Source organism: Effusibacillus consociatus (assembly GCF_042652925.1).
GTDB lineage: Bacteria > Bacillota > Bacilli > Tumebacillales > Effusibacillaceae > Effusibacillus > Effusibacillus consociatus.
Genome location: NZ_JBHSHC010000072.1, coordinates 1 through 21,355 on the forward strand (window position 1 = coordinate 1; position 21,355 = coordinate 21,355).

21 protein-coding genes and 1 pseudogene are annotated in these 21,355 nt (G+C 47.9%); 13 read left to right on the top strand and 9 right to left on the bottom strand.

Annotated features, from left to right (window positions below; genetic code table 11):
• The first annotated feature begins 350 nt into the window (after window positions 1-350).
• Window positions 351-1,121 carry a hypothetical protein gene (locus ACFO8Q_RS09200; protein ID WP_380025476.1) on the top strand — a complete coding sequence of 257 codons (771 nt, stop codon included), beginning with the start codon at window positions 351-353 and terminating at the stop codon, window positions 1,119-1,121.
• A gap of 451 nt (window positions 1,122-1,572) precedes the next feature.
• Here the strand turns inward: ACFO8Q_RS09200 and ACFO8Q_RS09205 are convergent, their stop codons facing one another.
• From ACFO8Q_RS09205 to ACFO8Q_RS09220, 4 genes are all read right to left on the bottom strand, one after another.
• Window positions 1,573-1,755, bottom strand: coding sequence for a hypothetical protein (locus tag ACFO8Q_RS09205; RefSeq protein ID WP_380025477.1), 183 nt, complete (start codon window positions 1,753-1,755; stop codon window positions 1,573-1,575).
• A 143-nt stretch (window positions 1,756-1,898) separates the two neighbouring features.
• The gene (cmpA, locus tag ACFO8Q_RS09210; protein ID WP_380025478.1) at window positions 1,899-2,039 is read right to left on the bottom strand and encodes a cortex morphogenetic protein CmpA; all 141 of its coding nucleotides are present in this window, start codon (window positions 2,037-2,039) and stop codon (window positions 1,899-1,901) included.
• Window positions 2,040-2,128: 89 nt separating this feature from the next.
• Window positions 2,129-2,443: a MazG-like family protein gene (locus ACFO8Q_RS09215; RefSeq protein WP_380025479.1), complete on the bottom strand. Its 315-nt coding sequence runs from the start codon at window positions 2,441-2,443 to the stop codon at window positions 2,129-2,131.
• Window positions 2,440-2,931 (bottom strand): deoxycytidylate deaminase, encoded by a 492-nt coding sequence (locus ACFO8Q_RS09220; protein ID WP_380025480.1) that lies wholly within the window; start codon window positions 2,929-2,931, stop codon window positions 2,440-2,442. The genes ACFO8Q_RS09215 and ACFO8Q_RS09220 overlap by 4 nt, the downstream gene beginning before the upstream one ends.
• A gap of 332 nt (window positions 2,932-3,263) precedes the next feature.
• Between ACFO8Q_RS09220 and spoIIE the strand changes: the two genes are divergently transcribed.
• The 10 genes from spoIIE (at window position 3,264) to ACFO8Q_RS09270 (ending at window position 14,393) form a co-directional block, all read left to right on the top strand.
• Window positions 3,264-5,801 (top strand): stage II sporulation protein E, encoded by a 2,538-nt coding sequence (spoIIE, locus tag ACFO8Q_RS09225; protein WP_380025481.1) that lies wholly within the window; start codon window positions 3,264-3,266, stop codon window positions 5,799-5,801.
• A gap of 84 nt (window positions 5,802-5,885) precedes the next feature.
• Window positions 5,886-6,599 (top strand): vWA domain-containing protein, encoded by a 714-nt coding sequence (locus ACFO8Q_RS09230; protein WP_380025482.1) that lies wholly within the window; start codon window positions 5,886-5,888, stop codon window positions 6,597-6,599.
• Window positions 6,571-7,539, top strand: a complete 969-nt coding sequence (locus tag ACFO8Q_RS09235; RefSeq protein WP_380025483.1) for a protein kinase domain-containing protein — start codon at window positions 6,571-6,573, stop codon at window positions 7,537-7,539. The genes ACFO8Q_RS09230 and ACFO8Q_RS09235 overlap by 29 nt, the downstream gene beginning before the upstream one ends.
• A 4-nt stretch (window positions 7,540-7,543) precedes the next feature.
• A complete protein-coding gene (locus ACFO8Q_RS09240) occupies window positions 7,544-8,320 on the top strand; it encodes a threonine/serine exporter family protein (RefSeq protein ID WP_380025484.1) in 777 nt (258 codons plus the stop codon).
• A complete protein-coding gene (locus ACFO8Q_RS09245; protein ID WP_380025485.1) occupies window positions 8,317-8,763 on the top strand; it encodes a threonine/serine exporter family protein in 447 nt (148 codons plus the stop codon). The genes ACFO8Q_RS09240 and ACFO8Q_RS09245 overlap by 4 nt, the downstream gene beginning before the upstream one ends.
• Window positions 8,735-10,177 carry a tRNA lysidine(34) synthetase TilS gene (gene tilS, locus ACFO8Q_RS09250; RefSeq protein ID WP_380025486.1) on the top strand — a complete coding sequence of 481 codons (1,443 nt, stop codon included), beginning with the start codon at window positions 8,735-8,737 and terminating at the stop codon, window positions 10,175-10,177. The genes ACFO8Q_RS09245 and tilS overlap by 29 nt, the downstream gene beginning before the upstream one ends.
• Before the next feature lie 24 nt (window positions 10,178-10,201).
• Window positions 10,202-10,738, top strand: coding sequence for a hypoxanthine phosphoribosyltransferase (hpt, locus tag ACFO8Q_RS09255; RefSeq protein WP_380025487.1), 537 nt, complete (start codon window positions 10,202-10,204; stop codon window positions 10,736-10,738).
• Between the two features lie 52 nt (window positions 10,739-10,790).
• Window positions 10,791-12,659, top strand: a complete 1,869-nt coding sequence (gene ftsH, locus ACFO8Q_RS09260) for an ATP-dependent zinc metalloprotease FtsH (RefSeq protein ID WP_380025488.1) — start codon at window positions 10,791-10,793, stop codon at window positions 12,657-12,659.
• Window positions 12,660-12,748: 89 nt separating this feature from the next.
• The gene (gene nadC / locus ACFO8Q_RS09265; RefSeq protein ID WP_380025489.1) at window positions 12,749-13,594 is read left to right on the top strand and encodes a carboxylating nicotinate-nucleotide diphosphorylase; all 846 of its coding nucleotides are present in this window, start codon (window positions 12,749-12,751) and stop codon (window positions 13,592-13,594) included.
• Between the two features lie 34 nt (window positions 13,595-13,628).
• Window positions 13,629-14,393: a type III pantothenate kinase gene (locus ACFO8Q_RS09270; protein ID WP_380025490.1), complete on the top strand. Its 765-nt coding sequence runs from the start codon at window positions 13,629-13,631 to the stop codon at window positions 14,391-14,393.
• A 38-nt stretch (window positions 14,394-14,431) separates the two neighbouring features.
• Here the strand turns inward: ACFO8Q_RS09270 and dinB are convergent, their stop codons facing one another.
• From dinB to ACFO8Q_RS09295, 5 genes and pseudogenes are all read right to left on the bottom strand, one after another.
• Window positions 14,432-15,613, bottom strand: a complete 1,182-nt coding sequence (gene dinB / locus ACFO8Q_RS09275; RefSeq protein ID WP_380025491.1) for a DNA polymerase IV — start codon at window positions 15,611-15,613, stop codon at window positions 14,432-14,434.
• A gap of 258 nt (window positions 15,614-15,871) precedes the next feature.
• Window positions 15,872-16,263: pseudogene (locus ACFO8Q_RS09280) on the bottom strand (S8 family serine peptidase).
• 121 nt (window positions 16,264-16,384) lie between these two features.
• Entirely contained in the window at window positions 16,385-16,510 is a 126-nt protein-coding gene (locus ACFO8Q_RS09285; RefSeq protein WP_380025492.1) for a hypothetical protein, read from the bottom strand.
• 274 nt (window positions 16,511-16,784) lie between these two features.
• Complete coding sequence (locus ACFO8Q_RS09290; RefSeq protein WP_380025493.1) at window positions 16,785-17,168, bottom strand: hypothetical protein; 384 nt, start codon at window positions 17,166-17,168, stop codon at window positions 16,785-16,787.
• A gap of 676 nt (window positions 17,169-17,844) precedes the next feature.
• Complete coding sequence (locus ACFO8Q_RS09295) at window positions 17,845-19,116, bottom strand: ISL3 family transposase (RefSeq protein ID WP_380025494.1); 1,272 nt, start codon at window positions 19,114-19,116, stop codon at window positions 17,845-17,847.
• Between the two features lie 197 nt (window positions 19,117-19,313).
• On the opposite strand from ACFO8Q_RS09295, the gene hslO reads away from it, so the two are divergent.
• Both hslO and cysK read left to right on the top strand, forming a co-directional pair.
• Window positions 19,314-20,195: an Hsp33 family molecular chaperone HslO gene (gene hslO / locus ACFO8Q_RS09300; protein ID WP_380025495.1), complete on the top strand. Its 882-nt coding sequence runs from the start codon at window positions 19,314-19,316 to the stop codon at window positions 20,193-20,195.
• Window positions 20,196-20,250: 55 nt separating this feature from the next.
• Window positions 20,251-21,177, top strand: coding sequence for a cysteine synthase A (gene cysK / locus ACFO8Q_RS09305; RefSeq protein ID WP_380025497.1), 927 nt, complete (start codon window positions 20,251-20,253; stop codon window positions 21,175-21,177).
• Window positions 21,178-21,355 lie beyond the last annotated feature (178 nt).

Below are 21,355 nucleotides of genomic sequence, written 5' to 3' on the forward strand. Positions count from 1 at the left end.
CAAAGACAACGGAAGCACGGAGAAGCCGCAGAATCATCACCGTAAGGGCTACGACCCAGTAAAGGAGCAAGAAGCGGCATCCACCCCTTGAGAGGTAGAACGAAGGAATGTGAGGGCTTAGACCCAGTGTGACATGGGAGGGTAAACCGCAAGGGCCAAGGTGCGATCATATCGTCAGGATCCATAGATTGGAAACCATACGCCAATCTCTATTCCCGCAACGGCTTATCCCAGAAAAATATAACAAAAATACATTTCTTCTCCATCCCTTAAGGGTGTCGTTGGTTGGAATTTTGAGATTGAGTGAGAAAATGCGAGAAAACATTAATTTATAGTGGGAGGTAGTGAGAATGCGAAAAACGTTATACGGATTATTGGTTTTTGGAATGTGTCTCGTAACACTGGGTTCTGGAGCATTAGCGCAAAGTACATCCGAAACTCCCAAAATTCTTTTTGAGAAGGAAGAAATTAAGGATCAAAAATCTCTATTTGAAAGGGCTTCGAAAGGAATCACTGACTTAGAAAAAAAACCATTTTCTTCTGTGGCAGAACTGGAAAATACTAAAACAAAAGTAAAAGAGAAGGTCAAAACATACACTACCACTCAACGGATAAAAGTTGAAAAACACCCGGACGGAAGTGTAAAAGAATCATTTGTAACAACCAGTTTTGCTTTAATACCTACAAACAAGTCGAACATCAATGAATCTGTAACTACAGAAGGTTATAATGGTTCTGGGTCACTTTATAATTCTGGTACGGACCCCTCCATAAGTGTGAAGGCGTACTCAACCATTTATTGGGATAACTGGTACGATCCTAATAATAATTTGTATTACGATCTTACAAAAGTAACTGGTGGTTGGGAACCTCAAGATTCTTATATTCAGATATCAAACCGATACATTAATCTTAGTGCTATAGGATGGGCTTACGGAGTTGGGCGTGTAAATCAAGGATTACAGGTTCATGCTTCCATTAATACTTTCTCGGTAACTGCTCCATCCGAATGGTATCCAATACATGCGAAGGATACTTACCGTACATTCGGTTCACATCAAAAATGTACAATATCCGATTCTTCTGATACTTGGACCTTCGATTTTTACAATTACAAATAAATTATTGTTCAAAGCGAAGGGAGAAGTTCCTCACTTTATCAAAAATCACCGCAAAGTGCGGTGATTTTTAATATATTGGGGTCTCCTGAAGCAAACTAGTAAAAGACGGTTTCAAAGGGGGCTTTCTGCATGCATACGATTATTTGGTCATATATAGGAATCGGATTGGCCGTTCTGGCTTTGTTAGGATTTCCCTTATGGTGGATGATTGCCTATTACCGGCGCCGGGAGAGGACAAAGTAAAGAACAAAAACAATCTGCCTCGCGGCAAAGACCAAAGGGTATGCATACTTGTACGATGGGCGGCTTCGACGGGACGAGAACCGTTAAAGAGCCCGTTTTTCAATCAAACAATTGGTCCTATAAGAAAAATTCCCATCACATGAACAGCCCTCTACCTATGAAAAATCAAAGGTAGAGGGCTGCTGCTTTACGGCTCAAAGTTCAAGGATTACGCTTGGCCCGGTGGGACAGTGGAAGACACGATTCCTGCAGCGACAAAACATACGAATGTAATAAACATGAGACCGGCCAAAAAGAAGCGGCGTTCACGAACTAACGAAAGCATTGGCGGTACCGCCAAAACGCCGAAAATAATAAGTACGATAGCCGTAAGAATTGGATGCAGTGTCATCTGATGATTCACCTCAGTTACAGGGTTTCCACGAAAATGCGAGTCGATTCCATTATAGACCTCAAATTTCACCCTGTCAAAAACAAAAGGGGGAGGTTCCCCCTTTGTTCACATTGCGTTCACATTTGGTGCCTGAATACTCGTCAGCGCTTTACGTCAGTTTGTGGGGTGTATTCGTGCACATTTCTTCTATATTTATAAAACACCCGGTTCAACATGATGACCGAATGTTTATCACGTTCCCGGAAGGCGCGCTGCAGTTGGTTTCGCAGCCAACTAGGCATGTCATTCCCCTCCTCATGTCTAGGCTCGGTGCTCTAGTATACGCGTGAGGACGGGAAAATGTGCGCTTTTGGAACAATCATTGAAAAGATTAGTCACAGTATCCTTTTTTCTTTAATTTTACAATATGCTCTTCCAATACTTTATCGATATTGACTCCATATTTTTCTTCCAATACATACATCATCGTGATGCAGGTTTGCGCCGTATCAGCAAGCTCGCTTGCGATATTCTCCATCACGTGTTCATCCACCACATTGTTCTCACCTGACAGGTTGCGGAACTTCCCGATGGCCTGTGCCAGTTCCCCTGCTTCCTCCAGTAATTTCAGCGCGGTGGATTCCAGCGTAGGGGTTAACTTGTTTAGCCGGGGAAGAGTAATTGTTTTCATATGGGAAGTGGTCATCCAACGATACCTCCTGTTGTGGGTGAGCGCCATCCGATTTTTACTTCAAGTGCAATCCAATCTTCATCCTTTTTTCCAGCAAACGGCACGACTTGCATACCTGCTCTTTCCAAGATTCGAACGGATATCGGGCTGCGGCGGTAATCGTTCTTGAAAACCACGGCAACGATTCCGTAATCGACTAATTCTTTTGCGCAATCGGGACAGGGAAAATGGGTGACAAATGCAATCCCGCTACGGGCTTTTTCGGATGCCCGCCGCAATGCGTTTCGTTCGGCATGGAGCGTTGCTCTGCAATGGCCGTGATCGTCAAAATCACAGCCAACATCTTCACAGTGCGGATGGCCTGGCAGGGATCCGTTGTACCCAAGTCCGTGTATGACTCCATCAGGTCCTACTACCACACAACCCACATGAACTCGGCAAGTGGAAGCCCTTGCAAGCTCTTCCGCAATATTCATATAGATGGAGTATTTGATCGGCCGCATCCAATTCGCTCCTTAACGTACCAGTCTATTACTTATAACGATACCGATTTTCAGTTTTTCTGTCGACTGGAAAAAAAGGTTTCGACATAGATGGTGCTCATTTTTCCCCAGGAACAGGCATCGATTTCGAGGGAACCTGTTTCTTGCTGGAGAAAGAACCGAAAAGAACAGAGGATTGTATGGCTGTTTAGCGAGGCTAAAACTATAAATTTCTTGGCGGAAAGGGGTATCTTGTCGGAAAAAAGATCGTTTTCATCGTGCGGTTACGACAAACTTTGTAGACATGCCTTGCTATAATGTGGCTACTTAATCGAGGAGCAGGGGGAATCGTTGTGTGGAAACGGATCTGGAGGATAGGACTGCAGGGTGCTTCTGCAAGTGCCGGGGAAACGGTTGTAGGCGGACAAGAAAATACGGATCGGGAATCGAAGTGGACAAGCCTAAAAAAATGGTGGGAGAAACAAGCGCTAATCAAATCATCGGCCGTGCTGGTCCTGATGGCTTTCTTGTTGGGCAGGGCTGAGATCCTCGGGGAGATCTCACCTTTTGCCCTATCGTTGTATGCTGTGATGCTGAGACTGAAAAAAGCCATCTCAACGAAAGTGATGATCGCGTTACTGTTAGGAGCGGCAACCGTCCATAGTATCGGTCATGTATTGACGTTAGTGGGAATGCTTGCCCTCTATAGAGGGGTTCATGGCCTTCTGTCCAGAAAGAAGGCGTTAAGCTTGAATATGATCCCATTTGTGGTGTTCTTGGTGGATGCCGGCTCCAAGATCGGGTTTGCGGTTGCGTTGAATGATATGTCTCGCTATTCGCTGATGATGGGACTTATTGAAGGGTTCCTGGCGATGGTTCTTACCTTGATCTTTATCCAGTCGCTGCCGATTTTTACGTTCCAGCGCGGGGTGAAAGAGCTTCGGAATGAAGAAATTTTCTGTTTGGTGATCTTGATGGCATCCGTTTTGACCGGATTATCGGGGGTTCAACTTGGATCGATGTCATTTGAAAATATTTTCAGCCGGTATCTGATCATGCTTTTCGCCTTTATTGGAGGGGCCGGAGTGGGAGCCAGCGTTGGTGTTGTCACTGGAATCATACTCGCGATGGCCAGTCTGACTGCCGTGGGCCAAATCGGAATGCTCGCACTTTCCGGATTATTGGGAGGATTATTAAAAGACGCCAGGAAGATCGGGGTCGGTATCGGATTTGTCTTAGGAACAGCAATCTTGGCCGTATATGTGCAGGATCTGCCGCAGGTGGCGGTTGCGGTGCAGGAGACTCTTTGCGGATTGGTCCTGCTGCTGTTAACTCCTAAAGGATTTATCGAGCAGGTGTCGCGATATGTACCCGGCACTCATCAGCATTACCTGTCGCAGCAGGACTACGCTCGACGGGTTCGGGACCTGATGGCGGGACGAATTCGAGAAGTGTCGAATGTGTTTCAGGAGTTGTCACGCTCCTTTTCTCAACTCGCGGCAATTCCGCACCGTGGAGAGGATGAGGCGCTTAGTGCGACCGTAGAGTCGGTGGCCAAGCAGGTTTGTTCCTCCTGCTTTAAAAGGGAGCAGTGTTGGGACAGGGATTTTTACCAGACTTTCCATGCATTCCGCGAAACCTTGGAGGTACTTGATACGAGCGGAGTTGTTGTGAAGGAAAGCATTCCGCCCGATCTCCGAAAACGTTGTGTTCGAACCGACCAAGTGCTGCCTGCAATGTATCAAGTTACCGACTCGATGAAACGGGATTTGATGTGGCAAAAACGGTTGCAGGATAGCAGAGACCTTGTTGCGGCTCAATTGCATGGAGTTTCCGCGATCATGAGAGAGCTGACGGAGGAGCTGCAAAAAGAAAACCACGCATCGGCGGATCATGAAGAGCTTATCGTTGCGTCATTGGAGCAGTTGGGATTGTCCATCCGTTCCGTCGATATCATTTCATTGGAAGAGGGGAAAGTTGAGATTGAGGTGACGCAGACCGTCGCCAACGATATGAGCGAGTGCGAGAAACTGATTGCCCCCTTACTGTCTGAGGTTATAGGGGAAAATATTACGGTTGCGGAAAAACGGACGGACGGGGATGGCTGTTTAATAGCGGTATTCCGTTCGGCGAAAGTATATCATGTGGAAACTGCGGTCACATCCGCCGCAAAAGACGGGAAAATTCTCAGCGGGGATTCCTTTACCACTCTTGACGTTGGCAATGGAAAATTCGCGGTTGCCGTATCTGACGGGATGGGCAACGGTGAGCGGGCTATGCAGGAATCGAGTGCGGCCATACGATTGCTGCAGCAGCTGCTGAAGGCCGGCTTTGACGAACAGCTTGCGATCAAGACGGTGAATTCAGTGCTGCTTCTGCGTTCAAGAGACGAAATATTCACAACTTTGGATTTGGCACTGATTGATCAGTTTAATGCACAAACCGAATTTTTAAAAATCGGGTCTGTACCGTCCTTTGTAAAACGGGGGAACGAGGTGATTTCCGTCCGGGGTGAAAATGTGCCTATTGGAATTCTGCAGGATATCGATATTCAGACTGTGGTGGCCGACTTAAAGGAAGGGGATTTGTTGATCCTGATGTCAGACGGCATTTATGATGCTCCAAAGCATGTATTTGACAAGGAGGACTGGCTGAAGAAACAAATTGCAAGGTTCGACTCTACGGATCCGCAGGCGATTGCAGATATGCTGGTCGAGCTTGCGGTACGCGTCAACCACGGAAAGATCGTGGACGATATGACGGTCCTGGTGGCCCGAATCGAAAAGTATCACCCTGAATGGGCAACGATTCGTCTGCCGGGAATGAAACGAATCAAGCGCAAAAAAGCGGTTGCAGCCAATCCGGTAACGGTGCAAGGGGCTGCTGAGTAACCTGTAACAAGTTGGACATCCTGTTTTAACAGTCTATCTCCTCGGACATACTAGAATTAGTATAGTAACCGAGGAGTTGGGAGTATGTGGGAGCAAGTTGAATTAAAGCAAATTCTATTGATTACCGATGGGTGTTCAAACATTGGAGGAAATCCGGTTCACGCGGCGGAAGTAGCCCGTGAACATGGAATCGGAGTGAATGTGATAGGAATCGTGGACGGAGGTTCACTTCGCAGCAGCGGAGAACGGGAGGTGCGGGAAATTGCTGCAGCGGGTGGCGGAATGAGCCGGATTGTTGAGATGCGGCAGCTTGCTCAAACCATGCACATGATGACCCGCTATACGATGCAGATGACGATACAGCAAGCCGTAAACAAGGAGTTACGGGCTATTGTGGGGAGTGAGATGACCGATTTGCCTCCGGACAAACGGATGGAGATTGCCCGTGTCATCGATCAGGCGGGGGAAGAAGCTGAACTCCGCCTTGTGTTATTGGTGGATGTATCGGCAAGCATGAACGATAAGCTGCCGCAGGTCCGGGACGCAATCCGCGATTTGGAAATTGGTCTGGATGCAAGGAAAGGGAAGCATCAGGTAGCTGTTATGACCTATCCGTCAGCAGGCGGGGTTGCAAAGATTGTGTCCCAATTCTGCGAGAGGCCGGGACTGACTGCATTAAGCAGCGAACTGACCGCTTCGGGCGGCACTCCGACTGGTCCTGCTCTCGAGCAAGCGCTCAGTTTATTCGTGAGCGGGAAGGAGCGATTGTATGGGAGCGCACGCAGTTACGTCGTCTGATGTGCGTGGGCGGTGGAACGGTCGCTCCTACCGAATCATTCGAACGCTTGGATCCGGAGCGAACGGACAGGTCTACCTGGCGTTGGAAAACAACCGAAAATATGCTTTGAAACTGTCAACCGATGCGACCGGAATTGCACTCGAATACAGACTCCTCCGACAACTGCAGAACAAACTCCAGAGTGGTGGTACGAATACGGTCCAAGGCTTTCGCCTCGGACCTTTTGTTTCCGATTTGGACGATGCGGTGATGGAAGACGGGAAGCAGGTGTTCTTCTACACAATGGAGTACATAGCAGGGATTCCGGTCTCCTCCTACATTCGGGACATTGGGTTCACGGCGATACGTTCCATTGCTCTACAGTTGTTGGATTTCCTGCAGCAGCTTCATGAGATCGGGTATGCATTTGGAGATTTGAAAGCGGAGAATGTGCTGGTGAATCCGATCACAGGGGAAGTCCGTCTTGTGGATTTTGGGGGAGCCACCCGCTTGGGAGAGGGAATCCGGCAATATACCGAGTGGTATGATCGCGCAACCTGGCATACCGGTTCCCGGCGGGCGGAATCCGGATATGATTTGTTTGCTGCCGCCATGCTGCTGGTAAAGCTGCTGCTTCCGGACACCCAAAAGATAATTCCCGGCAGATCGGGTTTCATCAAAATCCGAAAACACCTTTCACAAAGCCCGGCAACAAGAGCATGGCTGCCAATGCTCGAGAAAGCGTGGCGCGGCGGGTTTCGAAATGCACGCCAGATGAGGGTGGCCGTCTTACAAATCCCGGTTTCTGATCGAGAAGGAAAAGGATCAAAAGGAACAGGCCGATTTTTTCGAAAAATCGACAGGGAGCTTTCACGGGAATGGGATTGGTCACATTGGCTGGTAATTGGATCGGCGGTTCTTTCCATGTCGATGGTGCTGCGCCTTTTTATGGTAAAATAAAAGCATGAATACGAGTACACATCTCCTACAAACGGTAAAAATTTGCTTAAAAGCAGGCGCTTTGATGCTGAAAAATGGGGCCGAAACGGCCCGGGCGGAAGAAACAATCGAACGGCTGGGATTGGCAAGCGGTGTCAAATCCGTATACAGCTTTGTTACCCCGACAGGTATTTTCATCAGTGTAACGTCCGATGAAGGGAACGAGACACGGATGTACCGGATCGGGGAAGGACTGCAGGTGGATTTGACAAAGGTATCCAGAATCAATGATTTGTCCCGTCAATTTGAGCGTGGACATATAACCATGCAGCAGGTGTGGGAGAAGTTGTTGGAAATTGAAGCCGCAAAGCCGGAGTACCCCAGTTGGCTGAGACATGTCTGCGGAGCCTTGGCGGGAGGGGGATTCACAATCCTGTTCGACGGGATGTGGGCCGATTTTATCCCGGGTGCCGTTTGTGCAGGTCTTGCCAATTTTCTGATGGAAGTGTTCGATCGCTGGATGCCCCGCTTTTTGGCTGTCTTTTTTGCGGCGTTTGCGTCAACCATGATGGCTTTATTGTTCGTGAGGCTTGGGGTTGGGGAACAATTTTACAAAATCAGCTTGGGAGCGTTGATTCCGCTGGTTCCCGGATTGGCGGTCACCAATTCGGTGAGAGATCTGATGGCAAACGATTTGCTATCCGGGGTGGCACGTTCGGCGGAAGCGTTTTTAACCGCTTTTGCAATCGCTGTGGCGGTTGCTCTGGTGCTTGTCCTGCAGGCGGGAGGTTTAGTTCAATGATCCGCCTTCTGATGGGATTTCTTGCGACCGTTGCCTTTGCTGTGATCTATAATGTGCCTAAGCGTGCGTTACTGCCGGCAGGTTTGGTGGGTGCCGGGGCGCTGCTGATTCGGGACGGGGCAGAAGCTTTACACATGAGTCCGGTGGCGGGGGTATTCGCCGGGGCGTTCTTTGTGTCTGTTGCCAGCGAAGTGCTTGCCCGCATGCAGAAGCTGCCGGGTACGGTTTTTATAGTTTCGGGCATTCTGATGCTTGTGCCGGGGATGAGCGCACTAAATACGATGCGCGCATTCGTGGCAGAGGATTATATAACGGGAATTGCGAACGCAACCCAAACTTTCCTGATGGCAGGCGGGGTTGCTGCCGGCTTGGTATTGGCAGGGGCTTTGGTTCGGATGGACAGGAGGAAGCAGCGTGTTGGACAGAGTGAGACGGACGATTAAGGAAGATCGCCTTTTTCAAAATGGGGACCGGATCCTGGCGGGAGTTTCCGGCGGCGCCGACTCGGTTGCTCTGTTATACGTTTTGCACGAGCTGGCTGAAGAAGAAGGGTGGGAACTTCACGTTGCCCATGTGGAGCATGGCCTGCGCGGGGAGGAGTCAATCGAAGACGCCAGATTTGTTGAGGATCTTTGCTGCAAGCTCAATCTTCCCTTTCATCTCGGACAGCCGCATGTAAAAGCTTTCGCAGAAGAGAAAAACGTCCCTACACAGGTTGCGGCCAGAGAACTGCGGTATCAATTTTTTGAAGAGACAGCGCAGTCGATTGGCGCAAACAAATTGGCATTGGCTCACCATGCGGATGATCAGGCGGAAACGATTTTGATGCGAATTTTAAGGGGGACGTCCGTATCCGGGCTGGCTGGTATCCCTTTACGAAGACAGATGAACGAACTTGAGCTTGTGCGTCCATTTTTGTACATAGGAAGAGAAGAAATTGAGGAATACTGTCGAGTAGCAAATATTCCATACCGAACTGATTCATCAAATGCATTAACCGAGTATTTTCGTAATAAGATACGATTACAACTAATTCCTTTACTCCAATCCCAATATAATGGAAACATAAAGCGGGCACTTCTACAATTGGGGAAAATTGCGGCCGACGAGGACCGTTACCTGGAAGAACAGACGGAGGTTCTTCTTCAGCAAGCGATGCTTGAGAAAAATGACAAGAAAATGACACTTCAAACGTGTCGCCTCTTGGACGCCCCGGTTGCTTTACAACGTCGGACAATTACACTAATATTATATTATCTATGCGGACATACCAAAGAGTGGGAAGCTAAACATATTGAGCAAATTCTCCGTTTAGCGCAGCACTCGAACCCTTCTGCCCGAATCGATTTGCCGGATGGAATTCAGGCTTGGAGGGAATATGATTTATTACATATTGGGAAGAAAATGGGATATTCCTCTCCGGCGGAGGAGATCCGAGCGGAGTTGCCGGTTCCGCATCTGTTGGAAGAAACGGTTTCTGTCCCCCATTTTTTTGAGCTTTCGGAGTTTCCTATACGAGGATCGCTCGAATTGGTAAAGGGGTCGGTTTCCCCTTCAAATCCATGGGAGGCCGTTTTCGATTACGACGACATAAAGGGACGAAAGTTTGTTATTCGTTCGCGTCGGCATGGAGACGTTTTCCGACCGCAGGGAATGGCGGGAACCAAGAAGATCAAAGAGATTCTGATGGAAGCGCGAGTTCCCAGAGAGCAGCGGGATCACTGGCCCTTATGGGTGCTGGAGAATCAAATCGTATGGGTGACCGGAATTCGCCGCGGAAGCCTAGCGCCGGTGCGCCCGGAAACTCGAGTGACACTCCGCATAAGCGTAGATAGAAACGGTTCAGAGGTGACATAAACGACACAGGGGGTAGCAGCCAGAATGCGCAATGATATAAAGCAAATCTTGTTCACCGAAGAACAGATTCAGAACCGGATTGCGGAATTGGGCAAGCAAATTGCGGCGGATTATGCGGACAAAAATCCACTGGTAATTTGTGTACTCAAAGGCGCTGTTCTGTTTATGGCAGATTTGGTAAAAAAAGTCGACATGCCGCTTGAGATGGATTTTATGGCGATATCGAGCTACGGGGTATCGACGAAATCTTCAGGTGTGGTTCGAATCCTGAAGGATCTGGAAACTGGCTTGGAAGGACGACATGTGCTGATCGTGGAAGATATTGTGGATTCAGGGTTGACTCTGTCTTATCTGAGAGATACCCTGCTGCGTCGCAATGCTGTATCCGTTAAGATTGTCACTTTGTTTGACAAGCCTGGCGGTCGCAAGATTGAGATCACACCCGATTATTCAGGGTTTGAAGTACCGGATGAGTTTATTGTCGGGTACGGTCTTGATTATGCGGAAAAATATCGCAACCTGCCATATGTAGGGATTTTGAAGCCAGATGTATATAGTTGATAATAAGGTCGCTGCTATGCTTTTCCGCGTTGTGACCGGGAGGAGGTAAGAGATGAACAGAGTTTTCCGGAATCTCGGATTCTATTTGATGATTTTTCTTATCATTGTGGGGATTGTAAGCTTTGTCACCGGACAAAAAGCCGAACCGACCGAAAAGCCCTTCAACTATGTGATGGATCAATTGAAGGCGGGAAAGGTGAGAACGGTTGAAGTTACCCCCGATGGTCTTACTCTTAAGCTCAATGTAACGATGGACAATGGAGACAGAGTTACATCTCGTGCCATTATCAGTGAAGTGTTCTCAGAAGAGCTCTTGACTACAAAGGCTGAGGTCAGAATTAACGAGCCTCCGCGTGACTCCGTATGGATCACGTTATTGACAGGGCTGCTGCCGTTTATTATTATGTTCCTCTTGTTCTTCTTCTTCTTGAACCAAGCGCAGGGCGGCGGTTCGAAAGTGATGAACTTCGGCAAAAGCCGCGCGAAGCTGTATACGGAAGAAAAGAAGAAAGTCACATTCAATGATGTGGCGGGTGCGGACGAAGAGAAGAACGAATTGGTGGAAGTTGTGGAGTTTCTGAAAGATCCCCGGAAATTTGCCGCATTGGGTGCCCGAATCCCGAAAGGGGTATTGCTTGTCGGACCACCAGGTACCGGGAAAACTTTGCTTGCACGGGCGGCTGCCGGTGAAGCGGGCGTTCCGTTTTTCTCCATTTCCGGTTCTGACTTTGTCGAGATGTTCGTTGGTGTCGGTGCGTCCCGGGTCCGGGATTTGTTTGAGCAGGCGAAGAAAAATGCCCCATGTATCATCTTTATCGATGAGATAGACGCTGTCGGCCGTCACCGTGGAGCCGGCCTTGGCGGTGGTCACGACGAGCGTGAACAGACGTTGAACCAGCTGCTTGTTGAGATGGACGGATTCGGTGCAAACGAAGGGATTATCATCGTAGCCGCAACGAACCGCCCGGACATTCTTGACCCGGCCTTGCTGCGACCCGGACGTTTTGACCGCCAAATTACGGTTGATCGCCCGGATGTGAAAGGACGACAGGAAATCCTGAAAGTACATGCAAGAAACAAGCCTTTGGCTCCTGAGGTCAACCTTGACGGAATCGCCAAGATGACTCCCGGATTCACCGGTGCGGATCTTGAAAACTTACTGAATGAGGCAGCTTTGTTGGCTGCAAGACGCAACAAGAAAGAAATTGAAATGCCCGAGGTTGACGAAGCGATTGACCGTGTGATTGCCGGTCCGGAGAAAAAATCCCGCGTGGTTTCCGAGAAGGAACGGCGACTGGTGGCCTACCATGAAGCGGGTCACGCAGTTGTAGGCTACTTCCTTGAGGGAGCTGACGAGGTTCACAAAGTGACCATTATCCCCCGCGGTATGGCGGGTGGCTATACCGTGATGCTGCCGAAAGAGGATCGCTGGTTTGCAACCAGGAGCGAAATGCTTGATAAAGTGTGCGGTCTTCTTGGGGGGCGGGTAGCCGAACAATTGGTTTTGGGCGAAATTTCTACAGGCGCCCATAACGATTTGGAGCGAGCTACGGGCATCATCCGCCGAATGATTACCGAATTTGGGATGAGTGAAAAGTTGGGTCCCTTACAATTCGGCCATCGCCAAGGTCAAGTCTTTTTGGGACGTGACATTGCATCCGAACAGAACTACAGTGATGCAATCGCCTATGAGATTGATAAAGAAATGCGTGAAACCATTGACGTTTGCTACAAGCGGACCGAGAAAGTTCTGACCGAGCATCGGGATAAGCTGGAACTTTTGGCCCAGACGCTTTTGGAAAAAGAAACTCTCGATAAAGCGCAGATTGAAGCTTTAATGAAGGGTGAACAAGTCCCGGAAGCGACTCATCCGAAAGCTGACGATGAAACAAAATCCGAGGATCAAAATAAGCAGGAATAAGGTATCCAGACAGAGTATAAATAAAGCACCCGGGTTTCCCGGGTGCTTTTCTGGAACGAGAAAATTTCCCAGGCAAGAGGTGCCGTCTGATGAAGCTGGATCTTCGAGTGATTGAATCTTTACTTGCACGAGCGTTGGAAGAGGATATCGGGTTTGGCGATATTACGACGAACAGCATTGTACCGGAAGAACACAAAGTAAAAGGTGCCCTGGTTATGAAAGAACCGGGTATTTTGGCGGGACTCCCAATAGCCGAGCATGTGTTCAAAACAGTGGATCCCGATTTAAAGCTTACGGCACGCGCCAAAGATGGAGAAGCTGTGGCATCGGGACAAGCCATCCTGGAAGTGGAAGGATCCGCCCGTTCCATTCTTACCGCCGAACGTGTAGCGTTAAATTTTGTTCAACGGTTATCAGGTATTGCCACTCGAACTGCCCGCTTTGTGGAGCTTGTTCGCTATTACAATGCAAAAATCGTAGATACCCGAAAAACCACTCCCGGTCTCCGAATCATGGAGAAATATGCTGTTACGGTTGGCGGAGGGCGAAATCATCGGTTCGGACTTTATGACGCCGTCGTGATAAAGAGCAACCATATACGGATCGCCGGCGGAATCAAACAGGCAATAATGACGGCTCGTCACCAAATCCCTCATACCACAAAGGTAGAAGTGGAAGTCGATTCTTTGGAACAAATTGAAGAAGCACTGGAAGTCAAAGCAGATATAATTCTGCTCGGCAGCATGAATCCCGAAACGATTCGGGAAGCAGTTGACAGGATAGCAGGGCGTGCGCTGACCGAAGCATCGGGAGATGTTACGGAGGAGACCATTGTCGACATCGCAAAAACCGGTGTGGACTATATCACCGTCGGGGCGCTTACAACGGCGGCCAGGAGTCTTGATATTTCCCTCGAGTTACTTACGGAGGAATAGACAAAAAACAGGAGCGGGGGCAGGGGGAGTTCGAGTGATTTTTGTAATTGATGTCGGAAATACAAATATTGTGTTGGGAGTCTATGACGGAAACGAGTTGGCTTATCACTGGCGGCTTGCTACTGTTCGGGAGCGAACGGAAGACGAGTTCGGAATTCTGGTCAAGGGATTATTTCAGGATAAAGGACTTCGCTATGAAGACATAGATGCGATAGTGATTTCGTCCGTGGTACCCCCTTTGATGTTTGCGCTTGAGCGCATGTGTGACAAATACTTTGGAATCAAACCCCTGGTGGTGGGACCGGGCATCAAAACAGGTCTCAATATTAATATGGAAAATCCGCGTGAGGTAGGTGCCGACCGGATCGTTAACGCGGTGGCGGCGCTTGAAATCTACGGACCGCCTTTAATTGTTGTGGATTTCGGAACGGCGACCACCTTTTGTGTATTGAATGAAAAAGGCCAGTATTTGGGCGGACCGATTGCTCCGGGCATCGGAATCTCGACAGACGCCCTTTTCCAGAGAGCGGCCAAGCTTCCTCGGATCGAACTTGTTCGCCCACCATCCGTAGTGGGTCGCAATACGGTCACCAATATCCAGTCGGGTGTGTATTACGGTTTTATCGGGCAGGTAGACGGCATCGTAAACCGAATCAAAGAAGAAATGGGGCTTCCGTTCAAGGTCATTGCCACCGGCGGATTCGCCAGGTTAATAGCCATTGATTCCTATACGATTCAAGAAGTTGATCCTTTCCTTACGCTGAAAGGATTACGGATGATTTGGGAGAAAAATCGGTGAGTGATTTCGAAGGGGGTGTAACGATACACTCCCTTTTGCTATTCCTTCCTAACCAACCTCGCTCGGGTAACGGCCCGCTCCCCGAATTTATCTTTAATCAAATCCACCGCCTGCATCAGTTTGTGGGACTTCTCAGGGGCTTCTTCAAAGAGAGTGACTTGTTGATGGCCCCGTTCCGGGACGAGTCCGCTCGTGGAGACTCCGATCAGTCTCACTTTTTCATTCGGCTTGAGCTCACATTTTGCTAACAATGTACGGGCGATCTGATAAATGGTGTCATCCAGTTGAGTCGGTTCGGCTACCGTATGACTTCTGGTGATCGTTTGGAACGACGGATACCGCAATTTTAAAGTAATGGTTTTGGCTTCGAGCTTTCGCTGGCGCAATTCGCGCGCGACAATCTCTGCATGTGCCAGAAGCGTGGTATGCAGGAACTGGATATCTCCGACATCTTCGGCGAAAGTGACTTCTTGTCCGATCGACTTTCGCTCGTGGTAGGGTTCCACGGGACGGGGGTCGATGCCCTGCGCCAGCATATAAATATGGTCAGCCAAACTGCCGACATAACGGCGTATGGCATGAAGATCCATCTTGGCTGCATCGCCGATTGTTCGGATCCCCAGCCGCTCCAGTTGAGGAGCCGCTTTTTTCCCGACTCCCCACAGTTTTGCAATGGGCATGGGATGAATCCGTGTGGCCAGCTCGGCCGGTCCGATTACGGTAAGTCCGTCCGGTTTGTCCATATCCGAGGCCATTTTTGCAAGAAATTTGCAATAGGAAAGTCCCACGGAAGCGGTCAAGCCCAGCTCATTGTGGATTTCCGATTTGATTTTTTGGGCAATCGTGATCACGGGTCCAAACAGTTTCTCACATCCGGTAAGATCCAAGAATGCTTCATCAAGAGAGAGCCCTTCCACAAGAGGCGTGTAGCGGTTGAATATCCGAAAAATATGGCGGGATGCTTCCCGGTATTTCGCACCGTCTACAGGCAGAAAGATTCCGTTCGGACAGCGCCGTTTAGCTTCAGAAATAGGCATGGCGGAATGCACTCCGTAACGGCGGGCTTCATAAGAGGCTGTCGATACAACGCCGCGCGACTCAAGAGAGCCTCCAATAATTACCGGTTTACCTCGTAAAGACGGGTTGTCCCGTTGTTCAACTGCCGCAAAAAAAGCATCCATATCGACATGCATGATCTTACGGTTGTCCAAGTTTCTCACCTTCCTCTGTTTACAAGTATATCAAACTGAAATCTGGAGATGGAGGAAAAAGGGGTAGTACCAGAGTAGCTGATACCACCCGCAAAGTAGATCGAATTAAATGTGAAGTGAGTATCGTGTACTAAGACTCTTAGAATTCGATACAGACGTAAAAATGCCTCTGTCAAATCTACAGAGGCATCATGTTCTACAATTTCTTTTTCCCTCCACTGCTTGTAGTGGTGGTCTCCGGATAGTTGTCTGCGGCAAGAGCATCTACTACCCCATTCCATAGGAAAAAGAATCTCCTAGAGGAACGGATGTTTTATTTAAAGTGTTTCGTATTTGCAAATTAGTCAAACTCGGCTTCTCTTGCCATTTGAGAACTGCTACGCCAGTTACATGGGGGCCGCCATAGAAGTTCCACTATACAAAGCATATCCTCCCGGTACTGTACTTTCGATTCCAACTCTAGGAGCCATTAGTTCCAATTGGCGACCAACACTAGAAAAATTTGCTCGATTGTTCTGCTGATCATCTGCACCCACAGCGATAACTGAATCGTATGCAGCCGGATAGATAATCGTTCCTTTTGGGTCATAACCGTTATTACCTGCGGAAGCGATTAGGAGAACTCCGGAATTATAAGCTTTATCGACTGCGGCATTCAATTAGATAAGATTACCGATTCAAACTTCATAAGACAAAAAAACCATACAACCATACTTCTGCCGAAGGAATACTGATGAAGAATACAGGCGGCCACATATATGACCGCCTTTCCAGTCTAGGTTATGATTTTTTCCGTTTAAAGTAGCGATAGGCTATTATGCTTGCTGACACAACGATAGCGGCGAATAGGACAATGAATCCGATGGTTACGCCTTCGAACAAAGTGTTTGCGGTTGATTGTTCCATTCTTTTTACCACCTTAGTAGTTTGCCCAATCCCAATACTGGCTCGCTCCGACATATAATTTCAGAATTCTTGTTACTGAAACCCAACCGAACGCAGTATGGTTTGCACGTAGTACTGCTTCCGCATATCCTTCGAGACTTTCTTGAGCTTTTGCGATGCTTAGGTTTACATCGCTATAAGAACCAGCTCCCCAAGTCTGTGCGTCGTAAACTCTCGAAATATAACTTCCAGTGGTGTTAAGTACAGTAAAGTTCGCTTTGAATTGCATTCCACCCTACCAAGCAGTTCGTTCGACTGTTGCGTCAGTATAGTTACAATATCCAGTTCCGCAAGAAACGGTTCCGCCTGAAACCGACTGAATAACGAATGAACCGTCCCGGAAGGTTACTTTTTTTCTTCCCGCCCCTTTGATTGCTAATGCTTTGCTTACTTTCTCAATGTTTTCGGGTTTATCGGAGTCGAGCGTTTCCCCTTTCTTGATTTTGTCGAGAAGTTTTTTCTGTGTTGCTTTGTCTACACCTTCATTTTCCCAATGCTGAAGAAGAAATTTTTCGTCTTCGGCTGAAATTTGAATTTGCTTTCCGTTGCCAGCGGCAAACGCTTGTGCAGAAGTAAATACCATCAGAATTGCCAAAATGAACGCAAACAGTTTTTTCACAAACTATCACCCCAATTAGTAGTTTTACTTACAGGTATAATATACTATAAGTTCATATATTTGGAAATAAGTAATTTTCGACAATGAGTGACAAATAAAACTTATGGAGAACTAATTTGATAATTTTTTGGACAATTATTATACGTTGTGTGCTGGCTGTAACGACATTGCTCATCATAAACCAGTTAAAGCTGGACACCTGTCTAAAGATCTTATTATCGATGTTGACTGTTGTTTTTATATTCTCGACGGTAACTTTTACGTGCATTTCCCTTTACAATTAATAACTGATGACGAACCAGACGATAAAAACTAACCATAGTCTTATTCCTCCTACAAAATAAAAAAGAGGCGACAAACCATACAGGATTAAAAAAGAAATACCTCCGTCGTTTGACAGGGGCAAAGGATACCAAATATTTCAATCTTCTTTGCCCCTGGTGTCAGCTTCGCTGGTACTGGGCCAGAAAGCAGAATCTATAGTTGACAATGATAATCTTTCTCAATTATAATAAAGACAAGAATCGTGTTAGCTATTTCGACCCTCTTTAAACACCTTCCTTCCTTGAGCCCATTGGGCTCCTTTTTTTATTTTGGTTCAGTAACATCTTCCGGGATAACCGACAAAATTCGACAATACAAAAGCAATGATGACTCAACTGTTGTCGAATGGGGTCTAACCTGATTTTTTCTGTTTACAATCCTGGTGCTGCCGACATCGAATGACGGCGGTCTGATCCTCTTTTATTTGCATCCTTGCTCTAAGAGAGGCAATGGAATAACCGAAACCCTGTTTATTCATCGCGCGAAGTTGGTTGTTCTTACCCTCCGTTTTCGCGTTGGATATTTTGCATATAAATCGATTCATAATCTCAGGAAGCCAATTCCAAATGGTTCTCAACATTTTGTGAAATGGGTCTAAGCCAGCAGCGATGACTTCACGCTCCCAATCTGCCAACAAGTCTAGTGCTTCTTCAAAGTCCCGGCAACGGTATAAGCAGCGAAGCTTCTGATGCAGAGAAACGGCCAGTGCTAACTCTGGAATGGCTTGTTCCCAAGCTTGCAGGCGTTCTTTCTCGTCAGCCGACAAGTCTTCAATCGGGCGATTGAACAACTCTTTATCTTGTTTCAAAGCCAAAGCCTGTTCTTTGGTTAGCCTACTCTGGATCGCTTTGCGTACCTCTTCCAAAGCTTTGGTTGACGCTTGAATCACATGAAAGGCATCGATTACGACCAAAACATGGGGTAAGGCGGTTTCAATCGCCGTTTTGTAAGGTTCCCACATATCAATAGCAATTGCGATAATCTGTTCTGGGTGTTTGAACTGACGCAGTAGGGCAGCGACTTCATCCTTTTTGCGTGAATCATGGATTCGCATCAACTGAGGACGCCACGGCACGGTGAGATCATATACCACCAAGCGGTAGCTCCCTTTGCCCTTGGCAAGACTAATTTCATCAATGCCCATGTAAGCAGGCGTTGTTCGATTATTGAAGTCGTCTGTCTGGAGCGAGTTGTAATGTCGACGAACATGAACCTTGACATTTTGGCCACTACGTCCAAAGTCTACGCCTGTCGCTTTAAACGTGCTGTCCGCAGCAGTGTACAGCAAAGCGGTTTTACCTGACTCCGTCAATTGTTGATACGGTTCCAGCCAAGAGAGTCGTTCCATAAAGGTGCGATGGCAGTTGTCGCATGTAAATCGACGGTGCACAAAGGAATCGTAAACAGGAGTGCCGTTGAAACTTCCGGAAATGACAACTCTAGGGCATCGTTCATGAACATACGTGCACCATGCTCCGCAGTTGGGACAATGCCCGCCGTCTGTTAATAAGGCGAGATCGCGATGAAGTCCGGCGTTCGGGTAACCGAACGGAATCTCTTCTTGTCTCATAATTCGGTAAGGAACTTTCCTCATTTCGAACTGCATGATACAATGGGTAAGCATCCAAATCATCCCTTTCGTATGGGTTGGTAGAGGTACTTATTCCATACGACGATGATTTGGATTTTCCTTTTTTTGTCGATTTGTCGAATTATGTTCCCTGGACTTTGTTACTGAACCTTTATTTTTTGAATACTTCTTCCGCCGGGAAGAACATGCTAACATAGATGTGGGAACGAAATGAACGCAGGAGGTCTCGAATGAGTGATTATATCGTCCGTGCAACTGCACTGGAGGGAAAACTTCGCGCATTTGGCACGATTACAACCGGATTGGTTGAGGAACTAAGAAATCGGCACAACGCTACTCCTGTGGCTACGGCCGCTATGGGCAGAGCGGCAACCGTTGGGGCCATCATGGGGATCATGCTGAAAGGGAAAGACCGGTTAACCATTCAAGTGAAAGGCAACGGACCGATCGGTCAGATTGTCGTTGATGCCAACGCTGAGGGAGAGGTTCGGGCTTATTGCACCAACCCTCAGGTTGATCTCCCGTTAAATTCCATAGGGAAGCTTGATGTTGCGGGTGCGGTCGGCAGAGACGGATTTTTATACGTAATTAAAGATCTTGGGCTCAAGGAACCCTACCGCGGGTCGGTAGAAATCATCTCGGGAGAATTGGGAGAAGACTTCGCATACTACTTCACACAGAGTGAACAGACGCCCTCTGTAGTTGGCGTTGGAGTGCTCGTAGACAGAGACTATACCGTTAAAGTCGCAGGAGGATTTATCCTTCAGCTGCTTCCCGGTGTGACAGATGAAGAGATTTCCTATATCGAGGAAAAGCTGTCTCAAATTCCGGGTGTCACTTCTTTGTTGTCGGAAGGTACGACTCCGGAAACCATACTGGAACGTTTGATTCCGGGTGAGGTCAAGTTTCACGAAAAGGTACCTGTGCGCTTTCGATGCAGCTGCAATCGCGAGCGGTTGGAAGGGGTACTGGTGTCACTGGGGGCGGAAGAACTGCGGAGTATGATTGAGGAAGACCAGGGCGCGGAGCTGGTTTGTTCATTTTGCAAGGACAAATACTTCTTTTCCAGTGAACAATTGGAAACACTAATTGACCAAATTCAACAAAAGTAGTAAAATATCACTAAACCAACTAGTTTAGTCGGATATTTAAAAGGGGGCCCCATAGGTGAAGGTTGCAAACTCGATCGCTGAATTGATCGGCAATACTCCGATTGTGAAGTTAAATCATGTAGCTGGTCCAAATGATGCGGAAATTTATTTGAAATTGGAATCGTTTAATCCGGGCGGATCGGTGAAGGATCGTATTGCCCTCTCGATGATTGAAGAAGCGGAAAAAGAAGGCATTATTAAGCCTGGAGATACGATCCTCGAACCTACTTCCGGAAATACCGGAATTGGTCTCGCGATGATGGCTGCAGCGAAAGGCTATCGTGCCATCCTTGTCATGCCTGATACGATGTCCATGGAACGGCGGAACTTGCTTCGTGCATACGGTGCAGAACTGGTGCTGACTCCAGGAGCGCAGGGCATGAAGGGTGCTATTGCCAAGGCTGAAGAAATTAAAGCTGAAAATCCCAACTATTTCATTCCGCAGCAGTTTAAAAACCCTGCTAACCCGAAAATTCACCGTGAAACAACTGCCCGCGAAATCCTGGCGGCTTTGGACGGCCAAGTGGACGCGTTCGTTGGCGGTGTGGGTACTGGCGGTACAATCACTGGTGTTGGTGAAGTACTCAAAAAGGAAATCGGTCCGGATGTGAAAATCGTAGCCGTTGAACCTTCCGCTTCGCCTGTGTTGTCTGGCGGCCAACCGGGTCCGCACAAGATTCAGGGGATTGGTGCAGGATTTGTTCCGGATATTCTGAACCGTGAAGTGATCGATGAAGTAATTACGGTGGACAACGAAGTGGCATTTGAATTTGCACGCAAGGTTGCCAAGGAAGAAGGGATTTTGGTCGGAATTTCTTCCGGTGCAAACATCTACGCAGCCCTGCAGGTAGCACAGAAGCTGGGTGCCGGCAAGAAAGTTGTGACTGTTGCTCCATCCACTGGTGAGCGTTATCTGTCAACTGCATTGTTCCAATTCGAATAAATCGTTGCATGGAAATAGCCCGTGACTTTCACGGGCTATTTCCATGTCTAAGAAATCATAAAAATGTGGTATCATAGCGCCAGAAGATTGAATCTCCATGAAATGAGGAAGAAGTCTGAAATCCTTAGCAAATGCACGTATCCAAGAAAAAGCGCATACCAAATAAGCCGTACACAAG